Here is a 26102-nt window from a genome sequence, read left to right as displayed (position 1 = left end):
TGCCATGAGCTTTTCTCTCGATCCGTCCGCGTCCATTGCCGAAGAACTGAAGCGGGCCGCCGCCGAACAGATCGAGCGGGCGCGCGCCGAACTCGCTGACGAGGCCGAGGATCGCCACGAAGCGGTGCATCTGGCGCGCAAACGCTTCAAAAAGATCCGTGGCCTCTTGCGCCTCGCCCGGCCCGGCCTCGGCGAGGATTACGCGATCGAAAACGCCCGCTGGCGCGATATCGCACGCGAGCTCTCCGTCATCCGCGACGCGACGGCGCTCCTTGAGACCCATGACGCCCTCACCAGCCATTTCGGGGATCGCATCAAGGACGGCATTCTCTACAGCACCCGCCAGCGGCTCGACGAACGCCGAGCGGAAATGACCGACGAGGTCACCGATCTCGACGCGCGCATAGACGCCACGATGAAGGCGCTCGATGCCGGTGAGAAGCGGCTCGACGAGCTTTCCTTCCCCGATGATTTCGAGACGATCGCAGAGGGGTTTGCCAAGACCTACAAGCGCCTCGACAAGGGCTACCACAAGGCCAAGACCGCAGAAGATTCAGCGGTGTTCCACGACTGGCGCAAGCGCGCCAAATATCACTGGGTGCATCTCAAGCTCCTGCGCAAAATCTGGCCGGAGCCGATGAAGGCGCGGCGCGCCGAAGCCAAGGCGCTCGCCGATATTCTGGGAGACGAGCACGATCTCGCCGTCTATCGGGGCACGCTGATCGAAGAGCCGAAACTCTTCGGGAAAAAGAAGGTTCAGGAGCTTCTGCTTGCACTCCTCGACCGCCGGCAAAGCGAGCTGCGCTCCGCCGCGCTCGACATCGGGGCAAAGCTCTGTGCGGAATCCCCCGACGCTCTCTCAGCCCGCATGACCTCCTACTGGGAGGCCGCAGAAGAGGAAGCGCAGAAGCCGCGCGAACATCTGGCGACATCGGCCGTGCAGGACGAGCGCGCCGAGAGCAGCTGACGGACGAACACCGCCGGCCCCCGTTAGCTCAGCCCTGCTTGTTCCAGCGGCCGTCGGAATCCTGTTTCCAGTAGGTCATCTCGGCGCCTTCGGCCTTCAGGCGTTTCCAGGCCTGCCGCGCCCATTGCATGGTCGCTTCGTTCGCCGCCTCGAAAAGATAGACGACGCGCTGATAGGACGAAAAATCGCCCTCCTCCGCACAATCGAGGAGAAAGCGGATCGCAGCCCCGTTCGGGTTCTCCGGCTTCGTGGTGAGAAACACCGGCTGATCTTCCGGGCGCCCATCTTCGGCCATTCCGTGGGGCAGAAACGACGCGTCGTCGAAAGTCCACAGCGCCGCATCGAGCGAAGCCAGCCGCTCTTCGCTCCCGGCCTGCACGACTGCCCGCCAGCCGCGATCGAGCGAGCGCTGCAAAAGATCCGGAAGCGCCTTGTCGAGCGGCCTCGTCTCCAGATGGTAGAAGAGGATCTCAGGCAAGGCGCTCCCTCACATCATCAACCAGGGCCTCAGGCCTTTTCGTAGCTCGACTTCACCAGCTGATCGAGAAGCCGGACGCCGAAGCCCGAACTCCACGAATCGTTGGTGTCGCTCGAAGGCGATCCCATCGCCGTTCCGGCGACGTCGAGATGCGCCCAGGGCGTGTCGTTCTCCACGAAGCGCTTGAGGAATTGCGCGGCCGTGATCGAACCGCCCCAACGGCCGCCGACATTCTTCATATCCGCGTTCTTGGAATCGATGAGCTTGTCGTATTCCTCGCCGAGCGGCATGCGCCAGACCTTCTCGCCGGTCGTCTTCCCGGCATCGAGAAGAGCCGATGCGAGCTTATCGTCGTTGGAGAAGAGCCCGGCATAATGGTGGCCGAGCGCCACGATGATGGCACCGGTCAAGGTCGCCAGATCGATCATCGCCTTCGGCTTCGCGACATTCTGCACATGCGTCAGGATATCGGCGAGCACCAGCCGGCCTTCGGCGTCGGTGTTGATCACCTCGATCGTCTGGCCGGAGAGCGACGTCACGATATCGCCCGGGCGCTGCGCATTGCCGTCGGGCATGTTCTCCACGATCCCGACGATGCCGACGGCATTCACCTTGGCCTTGCGGCCGGCGAGCGCCAGCATGACGCCGGAGACGGCGGCCGCACCGCCCATATCGCCCTTCATGTCCTCCATGCCGGCTGCCGGCTTGATGGAGATACCGCCCGTATCGAAGACGACGCCCTTGCCGACGAAGGCGATCGGCGCCTCGTCGCCGGCCCCGTTCCAGCGCATGATGACGACCCGCGGCGGACGCACCGACCCCTGCGCCACCCCCAACAGCGCGTTGAGCTTCAAATCCGTCAGCGCCTTCTCGTCGAGAACGTCGATGTCGAGCCCCTTCGCCTTGAGCTCGCCGAGCCGCTCGGCGAATTCGACCGGGCCCAGAATGTTGGCCGGTTCGTTGACGAGATTGCGCGCAAGTTCGACGCCCTCGGCGACGGCAGCAGCCTCTTTCCAGGCCGCCTCGGCAGCCTCCGGATTGTCGACGCCGATCGTGACGGTGATCGGCCCGCGCGGCGCATCTTCATCGCTCTTCCGGCTCTTGTAGCGATCGAAGCGATAGCGGCGCATGACGAGGCCGAGAGCAAAGGCGGCCGCGTCTTCGCCGTTCGGGCCGCGCCCTTCCGGAGCCTGCAGAACGACGGTCACCTCGCCCTCGTCGGGCAAGGCCTTGGCCGTCGCGCCGCCGAGGCGCAGCCAGTCGATATCGGGATCGACGTCGCCGAGGCCCACAAAGATGATTCGCTCCACGTCGACGCCGGACGGCGCGACGAGTTCGAGCGTTTTGCGCAGGGCGCCTTTGTAGCCTTTGATTTTCGCCGCCACCGCGAATCGCGAGCCGGCGGCCTCGTCGAGCGAGGTCGCGATCGGCCCCAGAGCGAGCTCTTTGCCGGTCAGAAGGACGGCGGTTCCCTTTTTGGGAACGGCGGGTTTCTCAAAAGTGATGGTGGTGTTGGCGACCATGCTGTTGCCTCGATCCTCGGCTTTTGTCATGGAAAGTAGGGGTGCGACTGGATTAGCCGTGAGAGCTTGGCCGTCAAGGCCAATTGCCGTTAACCATGCTTGTTGGGTGAATTTTATCCATGCCTGCGTAAGGCTTGAGCTCGCAAGCCCGATCTTGCCGAACAAGGACCGGATGCAAATCTTCAGGCTGCCCCTTCTGGAACGCTACGTTTTTCGTCGCGCATTGATGCTGCTCCTGCTCGTTCTGGGGGCGCTGGTCGCCACCATGTGGATGACCCAGGTGCTGCGCGAGCTCGACGTGGTGACGGCCAAAGGCCAGGCGATCTGGATGTTCGTCTTCATGACGCTTCTGGCCCTGCCCGCCCTCATTCAGGTGATCGCGCCGATCGCCTACCTCATCGCGGCGACGGTCACCTTAAACAATCTCAATGCCGACAGCGAATTGCCGGTGATGGCGGCGGCGGGCGCATCGAGCCGGGTCGTCGCCCGGCCGATCATCGCCTTGGGCGCCGTCATTTTCGTCGCCGTCACCCTGCTCTATCACGTCGTCGCGCCGGCAAGTCTCGGCGCCTTGCGCGAAATCGTGGCGCATGTGCGCGCCGATCTTCTCGCCACTCTGGTCAAGGACGGCGGCTTCCGCACCGTCGACAACGGCCTCACCCTCCACATCCGCGCCAAGGCGCCGGACGGGAGCTTCAAAAACATCTTCGTCAGCGACGATCGTATCCCGAGCGATTCCACCCAGTACATCGCCAAAACCGGCGTGCTCGTGGAAAGCGGCGGCAACGCCTATCTCATCATGAAGGATGGCGAACTCGTCCGCGACAACCGCATGAAGGGCGAGACGAGCGTCGTCGAATTCGACACCTACGGTTTCGACCTCAGCCAGTTCAAGGCGGGCGAGGTCAACGCCACGCGCAAGCCGCGCGAGCTGACGACACGGGAACTCCTCAACCCGGCGCCGGACAATCCCTACCGCGAGGAATTCCCGACGCGCTGGAAGGCGGAGCTGCATGACCGCATCACCGCGCCGCTCTACACCATCGCCTTTGCGTTCATCGCGCTTTTGTTTTGCGGGCGCGCGCGCACCAACCGACAGGATCGCGGCTATGCGACGGTGCTTGCGGTGGTTTCGGGCTTCACGCTTCGCGGTCTCGGCTTCGGGGTCCTCGCCGCGGCAACCAACGACGCGACCCTCATTCCGCTTCTCTACGCGGTGCCCATCGCCGGCATCGTCGTGTCGGCACTCGCACTCAAGCGCGGCTATCGCTGGCGCACCCCGGTCTTCATCGCGCGCGTTCTCGACACTCTCGCCCGGCTGGGCCACAAGCTCATGAAGCTTTCCCCCCTTGCCTTGTTTCAACGCAAGAGCACCGGCCACGCATGATCCTTGCAACCTATATCGGCCGCCGTTTCCTCGTCTCCCTGGGCACGATTCTGATCGCGCTTCTCACCCTCGTCTTTCTGGTCGACTACGTCGAACTCTTGCGCCGCTTCTCCGATGCGGAGGCCTTCACCTCCCTGCTCGGGCTCAAGCTCGCTCTGATGCGTGCGCCGGCCTTGCTGGAAGATATCCTGCCTTTTCTTTTCCTTTTTTCGGCAACGATCTGTTTCCTCAATTTGTCTAGAAAGCTGGAACTCGTGGTGGCGCGCGGCGCCGGGGTCTCCGTCTGGGGCTTCCTGCGTGCGCCGTTCTTTCTTGCTCTGGTGATCGGTCTGGCATCGACGTTTCTCTTCAACCCGCTCGCCACGGAGCTCAAGGAGCGCTCGGATCGAATCGAGGCCTCGCTCTCCGACGGCATCGCGGCGAGTTCCGCCGACGCCATCTGGTTCCGCCAGGAGGGTCTGGACGGGCCGTCGATCATCCGTGCGGCGAACTACGACAGCTCAGCGAAGGAATTGCGGGGCGTCACCGCCTTCCTGTTCAATCCCGACGGCAGCTTCCAGGCGAAGCTCGTCAGCCTCTCCGCCAGCTATCGTCCGGGCCGCTGGATCTTTGCCAAGACCCGCTACATTTCCGGCGAAGGCGCCTCGGATCGATTCGACCGCTACATCCTGCCGACCTCGCTCACGCCCGATCAGGTCAATTTGACGCTTCTGCGCCCCGACCGGCTCTCCGTCTGGACTTTGCGCCGCTTCATCGACACGGCCGCACAGACCGGATTGAACACCGCTCGCTTCACCCTGGCATTCCATAGCCTTCTCGCCCGGCCTCTCTTCCTGATAGCCATGGTCACTGTCGCCGCCACCGTCAGCCTGAGGCTTTCGCGCTACGGTGGCGTAGGAAAGCTCGCCCTGACTGGCATCATCATCGGCTTTCTGCTTTATGTCGCGACCGAGATCGTCAGCGATATGGGCAGCAACGGGATCCTGGATCCTGTCCTCGCGGCCTGGAGTCCTGCGGTTCTCGCCATGTTGTTCGGAGCCACGGCGCTGCTTTATCAGGAGGACGGATGATTCCCGTCCACACACGAGAAAGAGTGACGCGCAGGCGCGCAGGCTGGGGGCTTGCGCGGCGGCTGGCGGCCGTCTCCGCTTTGGCTTTGGTCGCGTTTGCGGCAAATCCGTGGACACCCGCCGCCCTTGCTCAGGATTTGAATTTCGAAGAGCAGGTCACGCAAAATCCGAACGCCAAGATGCTCTTGGAGGCGGACGAGCTCGTCTACGATTTCGACCGGCACATCGTGACCGCCCGCGGCGGCGTCGAGATCTATTACGAAGGCTATACGCTGCGTGCGCCGCAGGTGACCTATCGTGAAAGCGACAGCCGGCTTATCGCCTCGGGCGGCGTCAGCATGACGGAGCCGGGCGGCAACATCATCACCGCCCGCGAAATGGACATCACGGACACGTTCAGCGACGGCTTCATCGAGAGCCTGAACGTTCTCACGGTGGACCGCGCGCGTTTCGCCGCCAACAGCGCCGAGCGGCGGGGCAACAACCTCTTGATCTTCCGCCAGGGCGTCTACACCGCCTGCGAGCAGTGCCGGGAAAATCCGGACCGGCCGCCGCTGTGGCAGATCAAAGCCTCGCGCATTGTCCACAACAAGGAAGAAAAGACCGTCTACTATCGCAATGCCCGTCTGGAGTTCTTCGGCATTCCGATGGTCTACATTCCCTATTTCTACCATCCGGACCCGACGGTGAAGCGCAAGAGCGGCTTCCTGCCGCCGCGCTTCCATCAAAGCTCGGCCCTCGGCTATGGCGTCGGCACGCCGTATTTCTGGAACCTTGCTCCCAACTACGACATCACCTTCGCCCCGACCGTCTATTCCAAGCAGGGCCTGCTTGCGGAGACGGAATGGCGCCACCGGCTGATGAACGGCTCCTACAGCATTCGCCTCGCCGGGATTTTGCAGCAGAACAAGGACGAGTTCGAGCTCGGCAATTTCGTCTCGTCGGGCGTCAGGGACTTCCGCGGCAGCGTCGCCACGAAGGGACGCTTCAACATCAATTCGCGCTGGAACTGGGGCTGGGATCTCGCCACGACCACGGATCGTACCTTCGGGCGCGATTACGACATTCGCGGCCTGACCGACACGGAAGTGGTCAACACCATCTTCCTGACCGGCCTCAGCGATCGCAACTTCTTCGACCTGCGCGGCTATGCGTTCCGCATCCAGCGCAACGACCCGGTGGATTCCACCCGGAATTATCAGGACGAGCAGGCTGTCGTGCACCCGGTGCTCGACCACAATTACATCTTCGACCAGCCGATATTGGGCGGCGAACTCAGCCTGACCTCGAATCTGACAAGCCTCACCCGCGGCGACACGGATGAGCGCGCCTACTTCCAGTATGACGATGCGGGCAATCGGACGCAGAAAGAATACTACGCCGGCGTCGCGGGCACCTTCACCCGGGCGAGCACCGACGTCACCTGGAAGAGCAAGATCGTCGGCCCTCTCGGGCAGGTCTTCACGCCCTTCGCGTATCTCAAGGGGGACGTCTACAACGTCCAGGCCGACGACACCGAGACGGGTCTCGCCGGTGACGAAACCTATCTGCGCGCCATGCCGGCGGTCGGTTTGGACTACCGCTATCCGTTCCTGGCGCAGATGGGGCCGATCTCGCAGACGTTCAGCCCGGTCGCCCAGATCATCGTTCGTCCCGACGAACAGCACATCAACGACCTGCCGAACGAAGACGCGCAAAGCCTCGTCTTCGACGACACCAACCTGTTCGAATGGGACAAATTCTCCGGCTATGACCGCCAGGAGGGCGGCACGCGCGCCAATGTGGGCTTCACGTATCATGCGATGCTGGGCAAGGCGAGCATCGACGCCCTCTTCGGCCAATCCTTCCAGCTCGCCGGAGCGAACTCCTTCTCCAAGAGCAACGTCACGCTCACAGGCATCGGCTCGGGGCTTTCCACCGACGATTCCGACTATGTCGGACGCGTCACGCTGGATTCCGGCGAAGGGCTGACGCTGACGGCCCGCGGCCGCTTCGACAACGACACCTTCGACGTCAACCGTGCGGAAGCGACGGCACGCTTTTCCAAGGGTCGGCGCAACAGCGCGGCCCTCACCTACTTCTATCGTCGCGAGATTCCCGAGCTCGGCATCGACGACGATCAATCGGAAATCTCCACGACCGGCCAGTTCGCCGTCAGCGATTTCTGGTCGGTGAAGGGTGGCGTCACCTTCGACATCGATCAGATGAGCCGCGTGAAGCACGCCGTCGGCCTTGCCTATGACGACGAATGCTTCAATCTATCGGTGGTCTACAGCGAGACGCGTGACCGCTACACGGACATCGTCTCCGGCCGCGAGGTGTTTGTGCGCTTCAATCTGCGCACCCTGGGCGACAGCGAGGTGAGCTTCGCGGCATCGGGCGACGATTACGACGACGATGACGAGGAAGACCTCTACTCTGGGCTCTTTTAAAAATTAGCGCCATAATTCGCGCTTAAGAGCGCCATCAAAAGCTGCAACGGAACGATGCGAATATCGATGTTTAAAACCCTCACGCAAACCGCTTGGCTTGTTGCGGCAAGCGCCTTGATGGCCATGGCCACATTGCCCGTCGCCGACAGCGCACAGGCTCAGAGCTCCATCAAGATCCTGGTCAACGACCAGCCGATCACGACCTACGACATCAACAACCGTGCCAAATTCCTTCGCCTGACCTCGCGCGGTCAGGCGGGTGCGAAGCAGGCGACGGACGAGTTGATCGAAGAAGCGCTGAAAATGCAGGAAGCCAAGCGCCGCAATGTCAGCGTTTCGCAGAACGAAGTCGAGCGCGCCTTCGCCAGCATTGCAAGCCGCGCCAAGCTGCCCCCATCGAAGCTCGAAGCGGCGCTGCGTCAGAACGGCGTCAATCCCGACACCCTCAAGGACCGCATTCGTGCCGAGCTCGCCTGGCGTGACGTCGTGCGTGCCCGCTTCCGTGCCACGGTGCGCATCACCGAGTCGGATGTCGCCCAGGCCATGCTCGGCCGCGACGAGGACGCCGAGGCGTCCGGAACCGTGACCGAATACGACGTTCAGCCGGTTCTTTTCATCGTCCCCAAGAAGGGCAAGGCCGGCATCGCTGCTCAGCGCAAGCGTGAAGCCGAAGCCTTCCGCAGCCGCTTCAGGAACTGCGACGCAACGCTGGAACAAACCCGCGGCATGGCAGGCGTCTTCGTGAAACCGACGGTGCGGCGGGAGAGCAGCGATTTTCCCGATTCCCTGCGTGACAGCCTCGGCAAAGCCAAGGTTGGTACGGCTCTTCCTCCGACGCAGGTAGATGAGGGGTTCCAGGTGCTCGGCATCTGCAACAAGAAGGCTGTCGCCGGCAAATCACAGGCGGCCGACGAGGTCCGCGATGAACTGACCAATGAACGGGGTCAGCTTCTTGCCCGACGCTATCTGCGCGACCTGAAATCCGACGCGATAATCGAGTACCGTTAGGAACCGATGCTTCCAATTGCACTGACCCTCGGAGAGGCGGCCGGCGTCGCCCTCGACATCACCATTGCAGCCTGGGCGCGGCGCGAGCGCGAACGCCTGCCGCCGTTTATTTTCCTCGGCTCGGCCGCGAACATTGCCGAGCGCGCCATTCTCCTCGGCATCGACTGCCCGACGCGCGAAGTGGAACCGGAAGAGGCAGCTTTCGTGTTTCCGATGGCGCTGCCGTGTCTGCCGGGTTTCCCGGAGGCGAAGGCGGAGCCAGGGCTTATCGCCCGCGAAGACGCAGCGCTGACGATCCAGTCGATCCGTCAGGCCGCGGAGTTCGTGGCCGAAGGTCGCTGCACTTCGATGGTGACCAATCCGATCGCCAAGCACGCACTCAACGAAGCGGGCTTCGCCTATCCGGGTCACACCGAATACCTCGCGGATCTCGGCGAGCAGCTCTTCGGGGAGAAGCGCCGGCCGGTCATGATGCTGGCAGGACCCGATCTCCGCACCGTGCCCGTCACCATTCACGTGCCTCTTTGCGAGGTGCCGCGTCTTCTGACGACCGAACTCATCGTGGAGACCGGCAAGATCGCCGCAGAGGAGCTGAAGCGTCGCTTTGCCATTCCCTCCCCCCGCATCGCCGTGTCGGGCCTGAACCCGCATGCCGGTGAGAAGGGCGTCATCGGCAAGGAAGACATCGAAATCATCCGTCCAGCCGTCGACCAGCTCTGCCAGGCCGGCATCGAAGCGGAGGGGCCGCTGCCCGCCGACACCATGTTCCATCCTGCGGCCCGCCGCCGCTACGACCTGGCGCTGTGCATGTACCACGACCAGGCGCTCATCCCGGTCAAGGCCCTCGCCTTCGATCATGCGGTCAACGTGACGCTCGGTCTGCCTTTCGTGCGCACGTCGCCGGATCACGGCACGGCGATGGAGATCGCCGGCACAGGCCGCGCGCGTCCGTCGAGCCTGATGGCGGCGCTGCAAATGGCCGCCGAGATGAGCCGTTCCGCCGTCCAGGCGTGAGCGACCCCATCGAACGCGTGGCGGCCCTGCCGCCGCTGCGCGACGTTCTCGCAAGACATGAGCTCTGGGCGCAGAAATCCCTCGGCCAGAATTTTCTGCTCGACCTCAATCTGACGCGCCGCATCGCCCGCGAGGGCAGCGCCAGGGGCGAGACGATCGTCGAGGTCGGGCCGGGACCTGGCGGCCTCACGAGGGCCCTGTTCCTCGAAGGGGCCACCCGCGTGATCGCCATTGAACGCGACCACAGGGCGCTTCCGGCTCTTGAGGAAATCGCGATCGCTGCGGAGGGTCGCCTCGAGGTGATCGAGGGCGATGCGCTTGAAACCGATTATCCGGATCTCGTCGGGCCGGATGGCGGCCGCATCGTCGCCAACCTTCCCTACAATGTGGCGACACCCCTTCTCACCGGCTGGCTGACGCCGCCGACCTGGCCCGCCTGGTGGCGCAGCCTGACGCTCATGTTCCAGAAGGAGGTGGCGGAGAGGATCGTCGCGGCGCCAGGCTCCAAGGCCTACGGACGCCTCGCCGTGCTCGCCCAGTGGCGCTGCCACGCCCATATTCTCTTCGAAGTGCCGCCGCGCGCCTTTCTGCCGCCCCCGAAGGTCACCTCCGCGGTCGTCCGGCTGGAGCCGCGGCCCGATGCCGTCGACGTCGCGCCCAAAGCCGTTGAGGCGGTCACCGCCTCGGCCTTCGGCCAGCGACGCAAGATGCTGCGCCAAAGCCTGAAACAGGCCTTTCAACAGCCGGAAGCGGTTCTGGAAGCATGCGGCATCGCACCGACGCGGCGTGCCGAAGAAATCCCGGTCGCGGGCTTTCTCGATCTTGCCCGGATTTATGAGGAGCTCGGGCGCTCTTCGTCCTGAGCCTGAAGGTGGTCGACGAGGTCGCGCCCCTCAGACAGAAGCTGGCTGACGAAGGCCCGCAGCCCCAGGACGCGCTCGCGCTTCAACCGCTCGGCCGTCAGAATCCCCTTCACCGCCTCGAAGGCCCGCTGCAGATCGTCGTTGACGATGACGTAGTCGTAACGGCTCCACTGCTCGATTTCCTCGAGCGAGCCGACGAGCCGGCGGCCGATCGTTTCGTGCGAATCCTCGGCTCGCCGCTCCAGCCTCGCCTTCAATTCGCGCATGGACGGCGGCAGCACGAACACGCGCACGAGGTCATCGGGAAGCTTCTCGGCGATCTGTGCGGTTCCCTGCCAGTCGATGTCGAAAAGCACGTCCCGCCCCGCGGACAGGGCATCTTCGACGGGCTCGATCGGCGTGCCGTAATGATTGCCGTGGACCGTCGCCCATTCCAGAAGATCGCCGCGCTCCACCATGCGGCTGAAATGCACGTCGTCGATGAAATGGTAGTGGACGCCTTCGCGCTCGCTGCGCCGGCGGGGGCGCGTGGTCACCGAAACCGACAATTCCAGGCCGCTGTCGGCTTCCAGGAGCTGCCGCGCGAGCGTCGATTTGCCTGCCCCCGAGGGCGAGGACAGAACGAACATGAGGCCACGACGGACAAGCTTGATCGGGTCGGCAGTCATTCGAGATTTTGCACCTGCTCGCGGAACTGATCGATCGCGGATTTGAGATCGAGGCCGATCGCCGTCGTTTCGTGGTCGCTCGACTTGGAGCACAACGTGTTGGCTTCGCGGTTGAATTCCTGCGACAGGAAATCGAGCCTGCGCCCGATGACGCCGCCTTCTGCAAGCCGCGTGCGCGCCTCCGCGATATGCGCCTTGAGACGGTCGATCTCCTCGCGGATATCGGCTTTCGTCGCGACCATCAGCGCTTCCTGATAAAGACGCCCCTCGTCGAGCTGCGTCTCGGAGGAAATGAACTCCACCTGCTCGCGAATCCGCGCACGCAGACGCTCCACCATGCCGCCGAGACGGGCCTCCGCTGCCTCGACCAGCGCTTCGATGCGGTCGATGATCTCCGTGAGATGCGCCCGCAGCCTCTCGCCTTCTTCGAGCCGCGTCGTCACCAGCGCCTTGAGCGCCTCGTGCAAAGCCGCAACCGCCGCCTCGGCGACCGGCCCCTCGGCAGCCCCTTCGCTGTTGCTGCCCTGGACGATCACGCCGCGCAGCGACAGAAGTCCATCAGCGCGCGCCGGTTGCACTTCGTCTTCCTGCGCCAGGCGCTTTGCCCGCTCCAGGACGAGACGCAGAGCCGCCTCGTTGATCGTGACCCCGGCTTCCGCACCGCCGCCGTCTTCCTGCAGGTTCAGATAGCACGAGCCGCGGGAAAGATGGCTGCGCACGGCTTCGCGCGCGGACGGTTCGAGACCGTCAAAGCCGGGCGGCAGACGGAAGCGCAGCTCCAGACCGCGTCCGTTGACGCTCTTCAGTTCCCAGACATAGCTCGATGAGCCGACGGTGAAGACCTGACGGGCAAAGCCCGTCATGCTTTGAATGCGCATGTGCCGTAATCAGCTGTAAGTGTGGAAGGGGCGTAGCGCGGGCGCGCCGCCCGGACAAGCCTTGCCCCTCATTCCGGCTCTGGTCGCGGACGCGGGACGAGGTTTTCCGCCCCCGGCATCGGCTCCTCTTGAAGAACCTCCGCCTCGGCCTCCGCCGCCTCGGCCGCCCGCTGCGTGCGCTCGATGCGCCGCCAGCGCGCGACGTTGCGATTGTGGTCGGCGAGCGTCGTGGAGAAGACATGGCCGCCGGTTCCGTCGGCGACGAAATAGAGATCGTCCGTGCGCGACGGATTGGCGACGGCTTCGAGCGCCGCGCGCCCCGGATTGGCGATCGGCCCGGGCGGCAGACCGCTGATCTGGTAGGTGTTGTACTCGGTTTCCTTCTCCAGATCGGAGGCAAGGATCGGCCGGTCGGACGGTTTTCCCGCACCGCCGAAGAGCCCGTAGATGATCGTCGGGTCGGACTGCAGGCGCATGCCGCGCTTCAGGCGGTTGATGAAGACGGCGGCAACGCGCGGCCGTTCGTCGGCCTTGCCGGTCTCCTTCTCCACGATCGAGGCCAGCGTCACGAGCTCTTCCGGCGTTTCGATGGGCAGATCCGGCGAGCGGCGTCCCCAGACCTCGTCCAGAAGCCGGTCCTGTGCCCGCTCCATCTGTTCAAGAATCTGCTGGCGCGTCGCCCCACGCGTGAATTTGTAAGTTTCCGGCAGCAGCGAACCCTCGGGCGGCACCGTCTCGATCTCGCCAACGAGCACATCGTCGGCCCGAAGCTTGTCGACGATCTGCTGGCTGGTGAGCCCTTCCGGGATCGTCACGGCATGCAGGATCGATTTGCCCGAGGTGAGGATCTCCATCACCTCGCGCATCGAGACGTGCGGCTGAAAGAGATATTCGCCGTATTGCAGGCGGCTCGCAGCCTCGTTGAGGCGCACTCCGACGTTGAAGATGAGCGGGCTGTCGATGACGTTGTTGCGCTTCAGCTGCGCGGCGATCGCGTCGACGCCCGAGCCGCGGGTGATCAGCACCGTCCGCGGCTCTTCCAGCGGCCCGTCCGCAACGAAGCGCTGCTTGCCGAAATAAAGCGCGCCGCCCACGAACAGGACAGCGAGCACCGCCGTCATCAGAAAGAAATTGAGGGTCACCACGACCGGGTGCTTCGCCTGCTTGGAGCGCGGCGGCGGTGGCGGTGCCGGCTCAGGCTGGATCGCCTGGCGCGGGCTCTTCGGATTGATTCGGCGGCCGGAGCGCGCACCGTTGTGCTCCGCAGGCCGCGCTTCGCCGTTGGCAGCGTCAGCCGCAGGAATCCCTGTTTGCTCGCTCGGCACTTTTTCGTTCATTGCCCGCTTTTCCCACGTCGCCGTCGATCCGACAACTAAGCTCGAATATGGCGAAAGAGGGCCGCTGCCGGCCGATCAGCTAATTGAAACGCCGGAAGACGAGCGAGGCGTTCGTGCCGCCGAATCCGAACGAGTTGGAAAGCGCGACATTGATCGGCTTTTCCTTCGGCTGATGCGGCACGAGATCGATCGGCGTGTTGACCGACGGATTGTCGAGATTGATCGTCGGCGGCGCGACGTTGTCGCGAATGGCGAGGATCGAGAAGATCGCTTCGACCGCGCCGGCAGCTCCGAGAAGATGACCGATCGCCGACTTCGTCGACGACATCGTCATCCCCGAGGCATGCTGCCCGGTCAGGCGCTCCACGGCGCGCAGTTCGATCTCGTCGCCGAGCGGCGTCGAGGTGCCATGCGCGTTGATATAGTCGATCTCGTCGGGGCCGACGCCGGCCCGCTTCAAAGCGGCGGTCATGCAGCGATAGGCGCCATCCCCATCTTCGGCCGGAGCCGTGATGTGATAGGCATCGCCCGACATGCCGTAGCCGACGATCTCGCCATAGATGTGCGCGCCGCGCGCCTTGGCGTGTTCAAGCTCTTCCAGAACGACGACACCCGCGCCCTCGCCCATGACGAAGCCGTCACGGTCGCGGTCATAGGGTCTCGACGCCTTCGTCGGCGCCTCGTTGAAATTCGTCGATAGCGCCCGGCAGGCGGCAAAGCCCGCCACCGAGACGCGATTGAGGGGTGATTCGGTACCGCCCGCCACCATCACCTCGGCATCGCCCAGCGCGATGAGGCGCGACGCGTCGCCGATGGCATGAGCGCCCGTGGAGCACGCCGTCACGACGGCATGATTCGGGCCCTTCAGATTGTGCTGGATGGAGACGTAACCGGCCGCAAGGTTGATGAGGCGGCCTGGGATGAAGAAGGGAGACACGCGACGCGGCCCCTTCTCCTCCAACAACAGCCCGCCTTCGACGATGCCGCGGATCCCGCCGATACCGGACCCGATCAGCACGCCCGTGCGGATCTGGTCTTCGTATTCGTCGGGCTCCCACTCGGCATCTTTCAGCGCCTGGGCAGCAGCGGCCATGGAAAAGGTGATGAATTCATCGACCTTGCGCTGCTCCTTCACCTCCATCCAATCGTTCGGATTGTAGGTGCCCTCGGAGCCGTCGCCACGCGGGATCTGGCAAGCGATCTGACACGCGAGATCGTCGACCTTGAAGGCCTCGATGCGTGCTGCACCACTCTCACCAGCAAGAAGTCTCGACCAGGTTTCCTCCACCCCGCAACCGAGGGGCGAAACCATGCCGAGACCCGTAACGACGACGCGCCTCATTCCACTGTACCGCAAATCACGAGAGAAGGTCAGCCGGCGTTCTTCTCGAGGAACGACACAGCATCGCCAACCGTCAGGATGGTCTCAGCGGCATCGTCCGGAATTTCCACGCCGAACTCTTCTTCGAACGCCATCACAAGCTCGACCGTGTCCAGGCTGTCGGCGCCGAGGTCATCAATGAAGCTGGCTTCCTTGGTGACCTTTTCTTCTTCAACGCCAAGGTGCTCCACGACGATCTTTTTGACGCGCTCCTCGATATTGCTCTCACTCATAGCCTCAGCTTCCTCGATTGCCTGGTCTGGTATGACCGTGAAAAACAGTCCTTATCCCCTGAAAAACCCGGATTGCCGCGCGGTCGAGGGGTCGAACGGGGATGGTCGCGCGGTCCGTTATCATGTTTCTATGGCCTTGACCAGCAGTCGAAAGACGGTGGTCGTGCGGTTCTTTGGCGTCAGATCATCGCCATGCCGCCATTGACGTGCAGCGTCTGCCCCGTGACGTAGCCGGCTTCCTGGCTCGCCAGGAAAACCGCAGCCGCAGCAATGTCTTCGCCGCTTCCAAGCCGGCCGGCCGGAATGCTCGACATGATTCCTTCGCGCTGCTTCTCATTGAGCTGGTCGGTCATGGCGCTGGAGATGAATCCGGGGGCGATGCAGTTCACGGTAATGCCGCGGCTCGCCACCTCCTGAGCCAGCGCTTTCGACATGCCGATGAGACCGGCTTTCGAGGCCGCGTAATTCGCCTGACCGGCATTGCCGGTCACCCCGACGACAGAGGTGATGTTGATGATCCGTCCGGCCCTCTGGCGCATCATGCCTTTGAGCGCGGCGCGCGACAGGCGGAAAGCCGCCTCCAGATTGACCTTGAGAACGATCTCCCAATCGGCGTCCTTCATGCGCATGGCGAGGCCGTCGCGCGTCAGGCCGGCATTGTTGACGAGAATGTCGAGCCCGCCCATCGCCTTCTCGGCCTCACCGATGAGCCCGTCGACGGCCGCCGTATCGGAGAGATTGGCAAGAAGCACATGCGCGCGGTCGCCAAGTTCGGCGGCGAGCGCATTCAGCGGCTCTTCACGGGTGCCCGACAGGGCCACCGTCGCGCCCTGGGCATGAAGCCCCCGCGCGATCGCGCCGCCGATTCCTCCGCTCGCGCCGGTGACGAGCGCGCGTTTTCCCTCAAGGCTGAACATGCCCTCTCCCCTCTTCTTTCTGACTATTCTTTCGCCGCTTTCAGCGCCGCCACGGCAGCCTCGATCTCCTCGGGCTTGCCCACGGTCAGCGCGCTCATTCCAGGCGCAATACGACGGACGAGACCGGAGAGGACACGCCCGGCCCCGATCTCGGCCAGGAGCGTCACACCGTTCTCACCCATCCAGGCGACTGATTCGCGCCAGCGGACGGCCCCCGTCACCTGCTCGACGAGCCGTTGACGAATTTCCGAAACCTCCGTCAGCGGCCGCGCCGTGACATTCGCCACGACTGGCACCGACGGCGGCGCAATCTCGGTCTGCGCGAGCGCATCGGCCATGCGTTCGGCCGCCGGCTGCATCAAGGCACAATGGAAGGGTGCGGACACCGGCAGAAGCATGGCGCGCTTGGCGCCTTTGGCCTTGGCGATCTCCGCGGCCCGTTCGACGGCCGCCTTGCTGCCGGAGACGACCACCTGTCCCGGCGCATTGTCGTTCGCCGCCTCGCAGACATCGCCCTGCGCGGCCTCGTTGGCGATCTCGCGCACCGCCTCGATATCGAGACCGAGGATCGCCGCCATGGCCCCCTCGCCGACCGGCACCGCCGCCTGCATGGCATCGCCGCGAATGCGCAGGAGCCTCGCCGCATCGGCGATCGAAAGGCTTCCGGCCGCCGCCAGCGCGGAATATTCGCCAAGCGAATGACCGGCGACGAAATCGGCATGTGCCGAAACCGAAATCCCCTGCGTTTCGAGCGCCTTCAGAGCCGCCATGGAAACCGCCATCAACGCTGGCTGGGCGTTGCGCGTCAAAGTGAGCGCGTCGTCCGGCCCCTCGAAAATCGTCTTCGAAAGAGCCTCGCCGAGCGCGTCGTCCACTTCCTGAAAAACCGCGCGCGCTTCCGGAAAAGCGTCTGCGAGCGCAGCTCCCATGCCGACGGCCTGGCTGCCCTGCCCCGGGAAAGCGAACACGGTGGCCATGGCTTCTCCTTTTTGTTCTTGCCGCGTTTGTTGTTGCCGCCCAAAGGGCCGCGACGTCAGTTGAGCGGGTGTGATCACGCTGCGCGTGGACTGTCAAGGCGCCATGACGCCCGTCGCGGCACCCCACAAGGACATCCTGCGCGCCTCTATTCGTCGTCTGAATCCTGCGTCGGTTCCGGCAGCTTCGGCTCGTCCTTGCGCCGGCGACGCGGTCTGCGGCTGCGATTTTGCGAACGCGACCCCTTCGTGCCCTGCCCGCTCGTGCGGCGGCTTGCTGGGGTCTTGTCGGACGCCTTCGCGTCGCGCCCCTCTCCGGCCGGCTTCTCCCCAGACGGCTTGTTCTTGGCCGCCTCATCCTCGGCCGGCTGATCGACGGAAGCGGCGGCTTTGCGCGAATCCTCTGGATCGGGCAGCTGATCCTCCGTGAACTGGTCCGCAAACGGTTCACCCTCCGCGACCTTTCCGCCGGAGAGCGCGGCAGCCTTGAGGGCTGCGGCCTTCGCCTGCCCCTCTTCCGCGGGCAGGTCCTGGGTCGGTGCCGTGTAGGGCTCGGAAGCGCTCGAGCCTTGAGCCGGTTCGGATTTTTCGTCCTTCTTGCCGCCGTCCTTCTTCTCGCCGTCCGCAGAAACCACCTTTTCTTCGATCTGAGGTTTCGCAGCCTCTTTCAGCGCTTTGCGGCGGGCCTGCTCTTCGATCGCGATCGGCAAGGTGTCGATATGCCCGTCCTTATGGACGCCCAGATAGAGCGTGCGATGCGGGAACGGGATCTCGATATCGCGCTCGTCGAAGACCTCTTTCATGATCTCCGTATAGGCGCGGCCGACCGCCCATTGGCTGCCCGGCAGCGTCTTGATGCGCCCGCGCACCATGACCGCCGAATCGGCGAGCCCGGTCACGCCATGCATCTCGAAATCGTCGATGATGTCGGTGCCGTATTCGCTCGCCTTGAGACGATCGAAGGCCTCGCGCATCGCCTCCTTCACCTCGCGGATATTCTCGCGGTAGGCGACGCCGACCTCGGCCAGGTGATAGGCGAATTTGCGCATCGAGTTGGAGACGGCATCGACCGACGAGAACGGCACGATGTGATAGACGCCCGCCAGATCGCGAATGCCGACGGAGCGCACCGTCAGCTTCTCCACGACGCCGGAAATACCGGCGACGGTGACGACATCACCCTCGTTGATGGCGTTCTCGAACTGGATGAAGGCGCCCGTGATGACGTCCTGGACGAGCTTCTGGGAGCCGAAACCGACCGCGAGGCCAAGGACACCGGCACCGGCGAGAAGTGGCCCGATATTCACACCCAGCTGCGACAAAGCGAGCATGCCGGCGATCACGAAGAGCGTGATGGAAAGCCCGTTGCGCATGAGGGAGAGGATCGTGCGCGCACGCGCGCTCGGCATCGCCCCCTGCTTGCCGTAGTTGAGCCTGTGCTCGATCCAGGACGAGATGCCGATCCACAGAAGATAGGTGACGACGACGATGATGAGGGCGCTGATGACCCGCGCGACGAGATCGGCCCCCCGCTCGGTCGAAATCCACCCGGAAATGTCGAGCACCTGCCAGGCGTCGATGATGGCGAGGATCACGGCGACGATCACGAGCGTGCGCACGATCTTCAGAATTGCCGGGATGAGCGTGTTCATCCGCCGTTCCAGAACCGGCACTTCGCGCGCCATCCATTGCGGCAGACGCACGCCGCGCTGCAGCGCGAGCTTCACCAGCGCCACGAGCGCCACGCCGATCCCGATCGCCACCGCCGTGCGCACGGAGGCGCCGACCACGAACGAGACGAGCAGGTAAGGCCGGGTGATGCCGATGGAGAGGACGGCGAGCACGTAGAGCGTGCCGATCCAGGGCCAGAGCTGCACGAACATGGTCACGACCTGGCCGCCCATGCCCTGCGTATCCGGGTCACGCCGTTCCTTGATGCGCGCGGCGAGCGTCCGCATCGAGGTGAGAGCCACGAAGGCCGCCACCAGCATGACGGTGACGCGCAGCCCGCGCCCGGCCACGAAGGAGAGGCTGGTGTTGACGACCGGCACCAGGAAGGCGATGCCGGTGATCAAGAGCGCCGCCACGACCATCAGCCGGGTATAGGCATAATCGGTGATGCCTTCCCGGTAGGGAATGAGAGAGGTCGTCTCCGTCGTCGAAGCCACGATCGCCCGCAGGAAGACGCGCACGCCGCCGACGATGAGGAAGGCGTTGAGATAAAGCGACTGCTCGATCTGCATCTGCCCTCCATCGCCGAAGACGCCGACGGCAAGCCCGCTGCCGACCGCATAGGCGATCGCCAGGGCCAAAATGTCGGCGAGCGTTTCGACGACGAAAGCAATGCTCCTCACGACCGCATGCGGCCCCGATATGCGCCGCGTCACGAGATGCGTGAGCTTTTGCAAGAGGTAACTGAAGACGACGAGGCCCACTCCGGTGACCGCGATCGTTCCGAAGAGCCGCAGAATCGCAACCTGAAGGGCGCCCCAATCGAGATCGCCGGCCTGCTTGGCGAGCGCGCCAAGACCTTTCAGGTCGCGGAAGAGACGCTCGACCACGCCATAGCTTGCCTCGGCCGCGCCCTTGGTGGCATCGGCGAGCTGCCGGGCAAGCGACTGGTCTTCCTCCTGCTGCGGCGCCGCGGCCTCCGCCGCCGGCGACTGCGGGTTCGCAAGCTGCTCGAGCTGGTCGATGAGCGCCTGACGCGCTCTCTCGTCCTTCAAAATGTCGGCGAGCAGCTTGGCACGGAGCGCGCTGTCGCCGCTCGTCTCGCCTTCGCCTTCATTCGCCGTATCCGAAGAGCCCGACGTGTCGGAGGTGCCAGACACGGTCGGCAGCGGCAGGGATTGCGCGCCGGCACCGCTCGGCGCCAGACCCGCGAGCGTGAACAGCACCAGCAGAACGGCGGAAAGGCGCAAAAGACGTGCGGGAAAGAGATCGGTCAAAAGCATCGGTGTCCGGTCGGAAAGAGCATCAGCGAGTGGCGGAACGCCGCCTCATGGGCGTTGGATGGGACTAGAATGAGGCAGCCCGGCGCAAGGACAAGAGCACGAATGGGCGAGATTGGGCGCTTTTCCCGGCATTCATCGGCGCGTGCTCCCCACAGGCTTGCACGGGAACGAAAAATCCCTATAACGCAGCGACGCGACCGGCTTCGGCCGGGGGCTGAATGGGAACGGCTGCCCAAAAGGTGGCCGAGACCGGCAAGACCGGTCGGTTTCCGGTGTCTCCGCTCCTGAAGACGCACTCTTGAGCCTTTCTCCGGCTTTTTCGAAAGATCCGGCTGAGGCTTCGGTGAGGCTCCGCGCCAGGCGGGTCGCTGAATGGAAAGGCCAGTTATGTCACTTTATGAGCACGTATTCCTGGTCCGACAGGATGTGTCGGGCCAGCGGGTCGATGAGCTCGTCGAACACTACAAGGGTGTTGTCGAGCAGGGTGGTGGCTCTGTCGGTAAGACGGAGAACTGGGGCATGAAGTCCCTCACCTACCGCATCGAAAAGAACCGCAAGGCGTATTTCGCGCTGATGAACATCGACGCCCCCTCCCCGGTGGTGGCGGAGATGGAGCGTCAGATGCGCTACAATGAAGACATCATCCGCTTCATGACGATCCGCGTCGACGAGCACGAGGAAGAGCCCTCCGTGCAGATGCAGAAGCGCGAGCGCGACGAGCGTCGTCGCCGCGAACGCGAACGCCGCCGCGAGGATGGAGAATAAGCACATGGTCGATATCGCACAGCTGCCGACCCGTCGGCCCTTTCACCGTCGCCGCAAATCCTGCCCGTTCTCGGGCGAAGATGCGCCGCGCATCGATTACAAGGACGTCAAGCTTCTGGAGCGCTATGTCTCCGAGCGTGGCAAGATCGTTCCCTCGCGCATCACGGCGGTTTCCGCCAAGAAGCAGCGCGAGCTCGCCAAGGCCATCAAGCGCGCCCGCTTCCTGGGCCTGCTGCCTTACGTCCTGAAGTAAGATCCAACCCGTTGGGGCGTCGGCCTGCCTGACGCCTCTAACCGCCGGCCACGGCCAGGCGGGACAGCAAGGAGATAGAAATGCAAGTCATTCTTCTGGAGCGCGTCGCTAAGCTCGGCCAGATGGGCGACGAAGTGCGCGTGCGTGACGGTTACGCCCGCAACTTCCTCCTGCCCAAAGGCAAGGCTCTGCGTGCCACCGAGGCCAACAAGGCTCGTTTCGAGCGTGAGAAGACGCATCTCGAAGCGCGCAACCTGGAAGCCAAGAAGGAAGCCGACGCGGTGGCCGAAAAGCTCGCCGGCAAGACCTTCAGCGTGATCCGCTCCGCCGGCGAAACGGGCCAGCTTTACGGCTCCGTCTCGACCCGCGACATCGCCGAGATTCTGGGCGAGGACGGCTTCACGGTCGGGCGCAGCCAGGTCTGGCTCGATCGTCCGATCAAGACGCTCGGTCTGCATCCGATTCTGATTTCGCTGCATCCCGAGGTCGAGGCTCCGATCACGCTCAACGTCGCCCGCAACGCCGATGAGGCCGAGCGTCAGGCACGTGGCGAGAACCTCTCCGGCCGCGATCGCTTCGATGACGAAGAGACCGAGGATGCAGAGGCCGCAGCGCTCGAAGAGGTCTTCGAAAATCCCGAGGATCTGCAGCTCGAGCCGACCGAGGTCGACGCGGAGGCCGAGGAGCGCGAATAATCGCCTTCTCCTGAGGATTATCGAAAGGGGCGCTTGCGGGCGCCCCTTTTTTGTTGCTCTTTTGTTCGGTATGAGTCGGCGTGCGACAACGAGATCGCGGTCAAGCCCGAACGGGTATTTTGTCGTTCCTGACAAGGAACAACTAGGAAAAGACTCATACCCTGCACCGTCTCGCCCCGACGCCCGGCAGGCTTGCTAGTAAGGGGCGATTAACCAACGACGGTCCCATGACAGCCGCAGCCCGTTTACGCGAAGCCGAGCCCATTTCGCCTCGCCAGGTGCCTCATAATATCGAAGTCGAGCAGGCGCTTCTCGGCGCCATCCTGATCAACAACGACGCGCTCGACCGGGTCTCCGATTTCCTCGAACCCGTTCATTTCTACGACCCCCTGCACCAGCGGATCTACGAGGTCGCGCGCCAGCTGATCCGTGTCGGCAAGATCGCGGATCCGCGAACCCTCAAGAGCTTCCTCAACGAGGAGCAGCGGGTCGGCGAGATCACCATTGCGGAATATCTCGCCCGCCTCGCCTATGAGGCGGCGACGATCATCAATGCCCAGGATTACGGCCGCACCATCTACGATCTGGCGCTCCGCCGCTCGCTGATCACCATCGGCGAGGACATGGTGAACGTCGCCTATGACGCGCCGGTCGACATGACGCCCCGCCACCAGATCGAGGAAGCCGAGAGATCGCTCTTCGAACTGGCCGAGAAGGGGCGCGGGGCCACTGGCTTTCAGGGTTTCGGCGACGCGCTGAAGACCGCGATCGACATGGCGGCCGCCGCCTACGAGCGAAACGGCCACCTGTCGGGCATCGCAACAGGCCTCGACGACATGGACCGCCTCATGGGCGGTCTGCAATCGTCGGACTTGATCATCCTCGCCGGTCGCCCGGGCATGGGCAAGACGGCGCTCGCCACCAACATCGCCTACAATGTTGCGCGCGCCTGGCGCGGCGAGCAGCAGGGCGACGGCACGATGAAGACCATCGATGGCGGCATCGTCGGCTTCTTCTCGCTGGAAATGTCGTCGGAACAGCTCGCCACCCGCATCATCGCCGAGCAGGCCGCCGTCCCCTCATCGAAGATCCGGCGCGGCGACATCCACGAGGAAGAGTTCGACAAGATCGTCGTCGCGGCGCAGGAAATGCAGAAAATGCCGCTCTACATCGACCAGACCGGCGGCATCTCCATCGGCCAGCTCATGGCCCGCGCGCGGCGTCTCAAACGCCAGCGCGGCCTCGATTTTCTGGTCATCGACTATCTGCAGCTCATCCAGGGTTCCTCGAAACGCTCCTCCGACAGCCGCGTGCAGGAGATCACCGAGATCACCACCAACCTGAAGGCCCTCGCCAAGGAGCTGAACGTTCCGGTGCTCGCCCTCTCCCAGCTCTCGCGTCAGGTCGAGGCGCGCGACGACAAGCGCCCGCAGCTCTCGGATCTGCGCGAATCGGGTTCGATCGAGCAGGACGCCGACGTCGTCATCTTCGTCTTCCGCGAGGAATATTACCTGAAGAACAAGAAGCCGAAGGAAGGCACCGAGGAGTTCTTCAAGTGGCAGGCGGAGATGGAGGGTGTCGCCGGCCGTGCCGAAGTCATCGTCGGCAAGCAGCGTCACGGCCCGACCGGGACGATCGATCTCGCCTTCGAGGCCGACGTGACGCGCTTCTCGTCCCTGGCCCACGAAGAGCGCCTTCCGGTACGTTACGATTGAGCCTTGATGATTCCAGTTTGCGCGAGGTTGGAGACGTGAGCCAAGAGGCGGCCGCCGGTCTTTGCCTGACCATTGATTTGAACGCCCTCGTCGGCAATTGGCGCCGGCTGAAAGACCTCGTCGCGCCGGCCGAATGCGCAGGCGTCGTCAAGGCGGACGCTTATGGAACGGGCATCGCGATGACCGGGCCGGCCCTGTTTGCCGCGGGCTGCCGGACGTTTTTCGTCGCTGTCCCGGAAGAAGGGGCCGCCCTGCGTGCCGCTTTGGCAGCCCACGAGCCCTCCGAAACGGCCGCGATCTATGTGCTCGCCGGCTTTTTCGCTGAAGCGGCGGAGCTCTACCGCGAGGCACGTCTTTCTCCGGTCCTCGGCCATTTCGGCGAGCTTCAGAGCTGGCGCAAATGGCCGGGCCGCGACAAGGCCGCGCTTCACGTCGATACCGGCATGAACCGCCTCGGCCTGTCGCTTGCGGACACCGAAGCCCTTGCCGAGGCTGGCGGCCCGGGACCCGGCATCGATCTCATGATCAGCCATCTCGCCTGCGCCGACGAGCCGGAAAAGCCCTTGAACGAGAGGCAGCGCGAGCGCTTCGCACATGCCAAGGCGCTGCTCGGGCTGCCGCGCGCCTCGCTCGCCAATTCGGCCGGCATCCATATGGGGCGCGCCTATCACCACGAGCTCTGCCGGCCGGGCATCGCCCTCTACGGCGGCGCCTCGCATCCGGAGGCGGTTTCCGACCCCGTGGTCACGGCAGAAGCGCGCATCCTGCAGGTGCGCACCGGCCATCCCGGCGAGACAGTGGGCTACGGCGCGCTCGAAACCTTGCGGCGGACGACGCGCATCGCCATCCTCTCCGCCGGTTACGCCGATGGCTATCTGCGCGCCGCCGGCTCCTCGGACATGGCGTCGGGCGCCCTCGTTTCGATCGCTGGGCATCTTGCGCCCTTGCTCGGGCGCATCTCCATGGATCTCATTTCGGTCGACGTCACCGACATTCCGGAAGGCCTCGCGCTTCCCGGCAAGACGGCCGAACTTTTTGGCCCGAACGTCGATATCGATGCCGTCGCGCGCCATGCCGGCACGATTTCCTACGAGCTTCTGACCAATCTCTCCCGCCGCGCCCATCGCCGCTACATCGGCGGCGTCGAAAGCGGCGGCCCGTCCTGATGGCGCGCCCGAAGACGCAATATGTCTGCGTGAATTGCGGGGCCGTCTGGCCGCGCTGGCAGGGGCGTTGCGACGCCTGCGGAGAATGGAACACGCTGCAGGAGGAAGGCCCGGCCGCCCCCGCCTCGACGGCCGCAGGACGCGGCAATGTCGTCGCGCTGCGTCCGCTCTCGGGCAAGACGGAGAGCCCGCCGCGCCTCACGAGCGGCATCGCCGAACTCGACCGCGTCACCGGCGGCGGCTTCGTGCCGGCCTCGGCCCTTCTCGTCGGCGGCGATCCGGGCATCGGCAAGTCGACCCTCCTCCTCCAGGCGGCGGCCTCGCTCGCCCGCGACGGAAGGCAAGTCGTCTATATCTCCGGTGAGGAGGCGATCGACCAGGTGCGTCTGCGCGCCGAGCGCCTCGGCGTCGTCGATGCGCCCGTGCAGCTCGCCGCCGAAACCCATATCGAAGACATTCTGGCGACGCTGAAGACCGGGCCGAAGGTCGATGTCGTCATCGTCGATTCCATCCAGACGATGTGGACGGATCTCGCCGAAAGCGCGCCCGGCACGGTCACGCAGGTGCGGCTTGCCTCGCAAAATCTCATCCGCCTCGCCAAATCGACGGGCGCCGTCGTCATTCTCGTCGGGCACGTCACCAAGGACGGCCAGATCGCGGGACCGCGCGTCGTCGAGCACATGGTCGACGCGGTGCTTTATTTCGAAGGCGATGCCGGCCACCGCTTCCGTCTTTTGCGGGCCGTCAAGAATCGCTTCGGCCCGGCCTCGGAAATCGGCGTCTTCGAGATGGCCGGCGACGGCCTGCGCGAGGTCGCCAACCCGTCCGATCTCTTCATCGGCGAACGCGATGCGAGAAGCCCGGGCACGGCGATTTTTGCCGGCATGGAAGGCACGCGGCCGCTCCTCGTCGAGGTGCAGGCGCTCGTCTCGCAATCGAGCCTCGCCACGCCGCGGCGCGCCGTCGTCGGCTGGGACCCCAATCGCCTCGCCATGCTTCTGGCCGTGCTCGAAGCGCGCTGCGGCCTTCGTTTCGGCCAGTTCGACGTCTATCTCAACGTCGCCGGCGGGCTTCGCATAGCCGAGCCGGCCGCCGATCTGGCGATTGCGGCGGCGCTCATCTCCTCGCGCACCGGGGTTGCGACGCCGCCCGACAGTATCTATTTCGGCGAGGTCAGCCTTTCAGGCACCATCCGTGCCGTCGCACAAAGCCAACAGCGGCTGAAGGAAGCGGAAAAACTTGGCTTTCGCACAGCATTTCTGCCCGAAGCGGGCAGCGAGGACACAGTGACCGGGCTGGCTCTGGACAAGATCGCGACCTTGGCCGATATGGTGGCCGCCTTTGCGGCACGCGCCCAGGAACAAAGCGGCCGGGACCGCAACCATCAGTGAGCTCGGCGATGCCACGACGCGCCGTCATCTATC

Annotated in this window: 23 protein-coding genes; 13 read left to right on the top strand and 10 right to left on the bottom strand. The window is 64.3% G+C overall.

Translation table 11 applies throughout. The features are described from left to right. The first annotated feature begins 4 nt into the window (after positions 1–4). Positions 5–967 carry a CHAD domain-containing protein gene (locus ACK8CP_RS02430; protein WP_414833234.1) on the top strand — a complete coding sequence of 321 codons (963 nt, stop codon included), beginning with the start codon at positions 5–7 and terminating at the stop codon, positions 965–967. 28 nt (positions 968–995) lie between these two features. On the opposite strand, the gene ACK8CP_RS02425 is transcribed toward ACK8CP_RS02430, so the two are convergent. Both ACK8CP_RS02425 and ACK8CP_RS02420 read right to left on the bottom strand, forming a co-directional pair. Then, positions 996–1445 carry a DNA polymerase III subunit chi gene (locus tag ACK8CP_RS02425; protein ID WP_414833233.1) on the bottom strand — a complete coding sequence of 150 codons (450 nt, stop codon included), beginning with the start codon at positions 1443–1445 and terminating at the stop codon, positions 996–998. A gap of 29 nt (positions 1446–1474) precedes the next feature. Beyond that, a complete protein-coding gene (locus ACK8CP_RS02420) occupies positions 1475–2968 on the bottom strand; it encodes a leucyl aminopeptidase (protein WP_414833232.1) in 1494 nt (497 codons plus the stop codon). A 172-nt stretch (positions 2969–3140) separates the two neighbouring features. Here ACK8CP_RS02420 and lptF point away from each other — a divergent pair, with 172 nt between their 5' ends. The 6 genes from lptF (at position 3141) to rsmA (ending at position 10742) form a co-directional block, all read left to right on the top strand. Continuing rightward, positions 3141–4355 (top strand): LPS export ABC transporter permease LptF, encoded by a 1215-nt coding sequence (gene lptF / locus ACK8CP_RS02415; protein ID WP_234628519.1) that lies wholly within the window; start codon positions 3141–3143, stop codon positions 4353–4355. After that, positions 4352–5425, top strand: a complete 1074-nt coding sequence (gene lptG, locus ACK8CP_RS02410; protein ID WP_234628520.1) for an LPS export ABC transporter permease LptG — start codon at positions 4352–4354, stop codon at positions 5423–5425. The genes lptF and lptG overlap by 4 nt, the downstream gene beginning before the upstream one ends. Before the next feature lie 23 nt (positions 5426–5448). Beyond that, on the top strand, positions 5449–7857 hold the full coding sequence (locus tag ACK8CP_RS02405; RefSeq protein WP_234628521.1) for an LPS-assembly protein LptD: 2409 nt from the start codon (positions 5449–5451) through the stop codon (positions 7855–7857). A 117-nt stretch (positions 7858–7974) separates the two neighbouring features. Continuing rightward, positions 7975–8865: a SurA N-terminal domain-containing protein gene (locus tag ACK8CP_RS02400; RefSeq protein WP_414833231.1), complete on the top strand. Its 891-nt coding sequence runs from the start codon at positions 7975–7977 to the stop codon at positions 8863–8865. Between the two features lie 6 nt (positions 8866–8871). Further along, the gene (gene pdxA / locus ACK8CP_RS02395; protein ID WP_414833230.1) at positions 8872–9879 is read left to right on the top strand and encodes a 4-hydroxythreonine-4-phosphate dehydrogenase PdxA; all 1008 of its coding nucleotides are present in this window, start codon (positions 8872–8874) and stop codon (positions 9877–9879) included. Between the two features lie 8 nt (positions 9880–9887). Beyond that, positions 9888–10742, top strand: coding sequence for a 16S rRNA (adenine(1518)-N(6)/adenine(1519)-N(6))-dimethyltransferase RsmA (gene rsmA, locus ACK8CP_RS02390; RefSeq protein ID WP_414834175.1), 855 nt, complete (start codon positions 9888–9890; stop codon positions 10740–10742). Here rsmA and gmk read toward each other — a convergent pair. The 8 genes from gmk to ACK8CP_RS02350 form a co-directional block, all read right to left on the bottom strand. Then, a complete protein-coding gene (gene gmk, locus ACK8CP_RS02385; protein ID WP_414833229.1) occupies positions 10712–11410 on the bottom strand; it encodes a guanylate kinase in 699 nt (232 codons plus the stop codon). The genes rsmA and gmk overlap by 31 nt on opposite strands. After that, complete coding sequence (locus ACK8CP_RS02380) at positions 11407–12288, bottom strand: YicC/YloC family endoribonuclease (protein WP_414833228.1); 882 nt, start codon at positions 12286–12288, stop codon at positions 11407–11409. Before ACK8CP_RS02380 ends, gmk begins: the two co-directional genes overlap by 4 nt. 68 nt (positions 12289–12356) lie before the next feature. Then, entirely contained in the window at positions 12357–13625 is a 1269-nt protein-coding gene (mltG, locus tag ACK8CP_RS02375; protein WP_234628524.1) for an endolytic transglycosylase MltG, read from the bottom strand. A gap of 79 nt (positions 13626–13704) precedes the next feature. Then, positions 13705–14967 carry a beta-ketoacyl-ACP synthase II gene (gene fabF / locus ACK8CP_RS02370; RefSeq protein ID WP_414833227.1) on the bottom strand — a complete coding sequence of 421 codons (1263 nt, stop codon included), beginning with the start codon at positions 14965–14967 and terminating at the stop codon, positions 13705–13707. A 29-nt stretch (positions 14968–14996) separates the two neighbouring features. Then, on the bottom strand, positions 14997–15239 hold the full coding sequence (locus tag ACK8CP_RS02365) for an acyl carrier protein (protein WP_092810884.1): 243 nt from the start codon (positions 15237–15239) through the stop codon (positions 14997–14999). Positions 15240–15418: 179 nt separating this feature from the next. Further along, positions 15419–16156 (bottom strand): 3-oxoacyl-[acyl-carrier-protein] reductase, encoded by a 738-nt coding sequence (fabG, locus tag ACK8CP_RS02360; RefSeq protein WP_128291460.1) that lies wholly within the window; start codon positions 16154–16156, stop codon positions 15419–15421. A gap of 23 nt (positions 16157–16179) precedes the next feature. Then, positions 16180–17133: an ACP S-malonyltransferase gene (fabD, locus tag ACK8CP_RS02355; RefSeq protein ID WP_414833226.1), complete on the bottom strand. Its 954-nt coding sequence runs from the start codon at positions 17131–17133 to the stop codon at positions 16180–16182. Between the two features lie 146 nt (positions 17134–17279). Further along, positions 17280–20084: a mechanosensitive ion channel domain-containing protein gene (locus ACK8CP_RS02350; RefSeq protein ID WP_414833225.1), complete on the bottom strand. Its 2805-nt coding sequence runs from the start codon at positions 20082–20084 to the stop codon at positions 17280–17282. 387 nt (positions 20085–20471) lie between these two features. On the opposite strand from ACK8CP_RS02350, the gene rpsF reads away from it, so the two are divergent. From rpsF to radA, 6 genes are all read left to right on the top strand, one after another. Further along, complete coding sequence (gene rpsF, locus ACK8CP_RS02345; protein ID WP_092810875.1) at positions 20472–20849, top strand: 30S ribosomal protein S6; 378 nt, start codon at positions 20472–20474, stop codon at positions 20847–20849. Between the two features lie 4 nt (positions 20850–20853). Continuing rightward, positions 20854–21102 (top strand): 30S ribosomal protein S18, encoded by a 249-nt coding sequence (gene rpsR / locus ACK8CP_RS02340; RefSeq protein WP_026379016.1) that lies wholly within the window; start codon positions 20854–20856, stop codon positions 21100–21102. Between the two features lie 80 nt (positions 21103–21182). Beyond that, on the top strand, positions 21183–21797 hold the full coding sequence (rplI, locus tag ACK8CP_RS02335) for a 50S ribosomal protein L9 (RefSeq protein ID WP_234628529.1): 615 nt from the start codon (positions 21183–21185) through the stop codon (positions 21795–21797). 227 nt (positions 21798–22024) lie between these two features. After that, positions 22025–23512 carry a replicative DNA helicase gene (locus tag ACK8CP_RS02330; RefSeq protein ID WP_234628530.1) on the top strand — a complete coding sequence of 496 codons (1488 nt, stop codon included), beginning with the start codon at positions 22025–22027 and terminating at the stop codon, positions 23510–23512. A gap of 35 nt (positions 23513–23547) precedes the next feature. After that, the gene (gene alr / locus ACK8CP_RS02325; RefSeq protein WP_414833224.1) at positions 23548–24678 is read left to right on the top strand and encodes an alanine racemase; all 1131 of its coding nucleotides are present in this window, start codon (positions 23548–23550) and stop codon (positions 24676–24678) included. Then, positions 24678–26069, top strand: coding sequence for a DNA repair protein RadA (gene radA / locus ACK8CP_RS02320; RefSeq protein ID WP_414833223.1), 1392 nt, complete (start codon positions 24678–24680; stop codon positions 26067–26069). Before alr ends, radA begins: the two co-directional genes overlap by 1 nt. Positions 26070–26102: the final 33 nt, after the last annotated feature.

The sequence above is a fragment of the Afifella sp. YEN Y35 genome, assembly GCF_047553465.1.
GTDB lineage: Bacteria > Pseudomonadota > Alphaproteobacteria > Rhizobiales > Afifellaceae > Afifella > Afifella aestuarii.
This window is presented reverse-complemented; position numbering and strand designations above follow the sequence as displayed.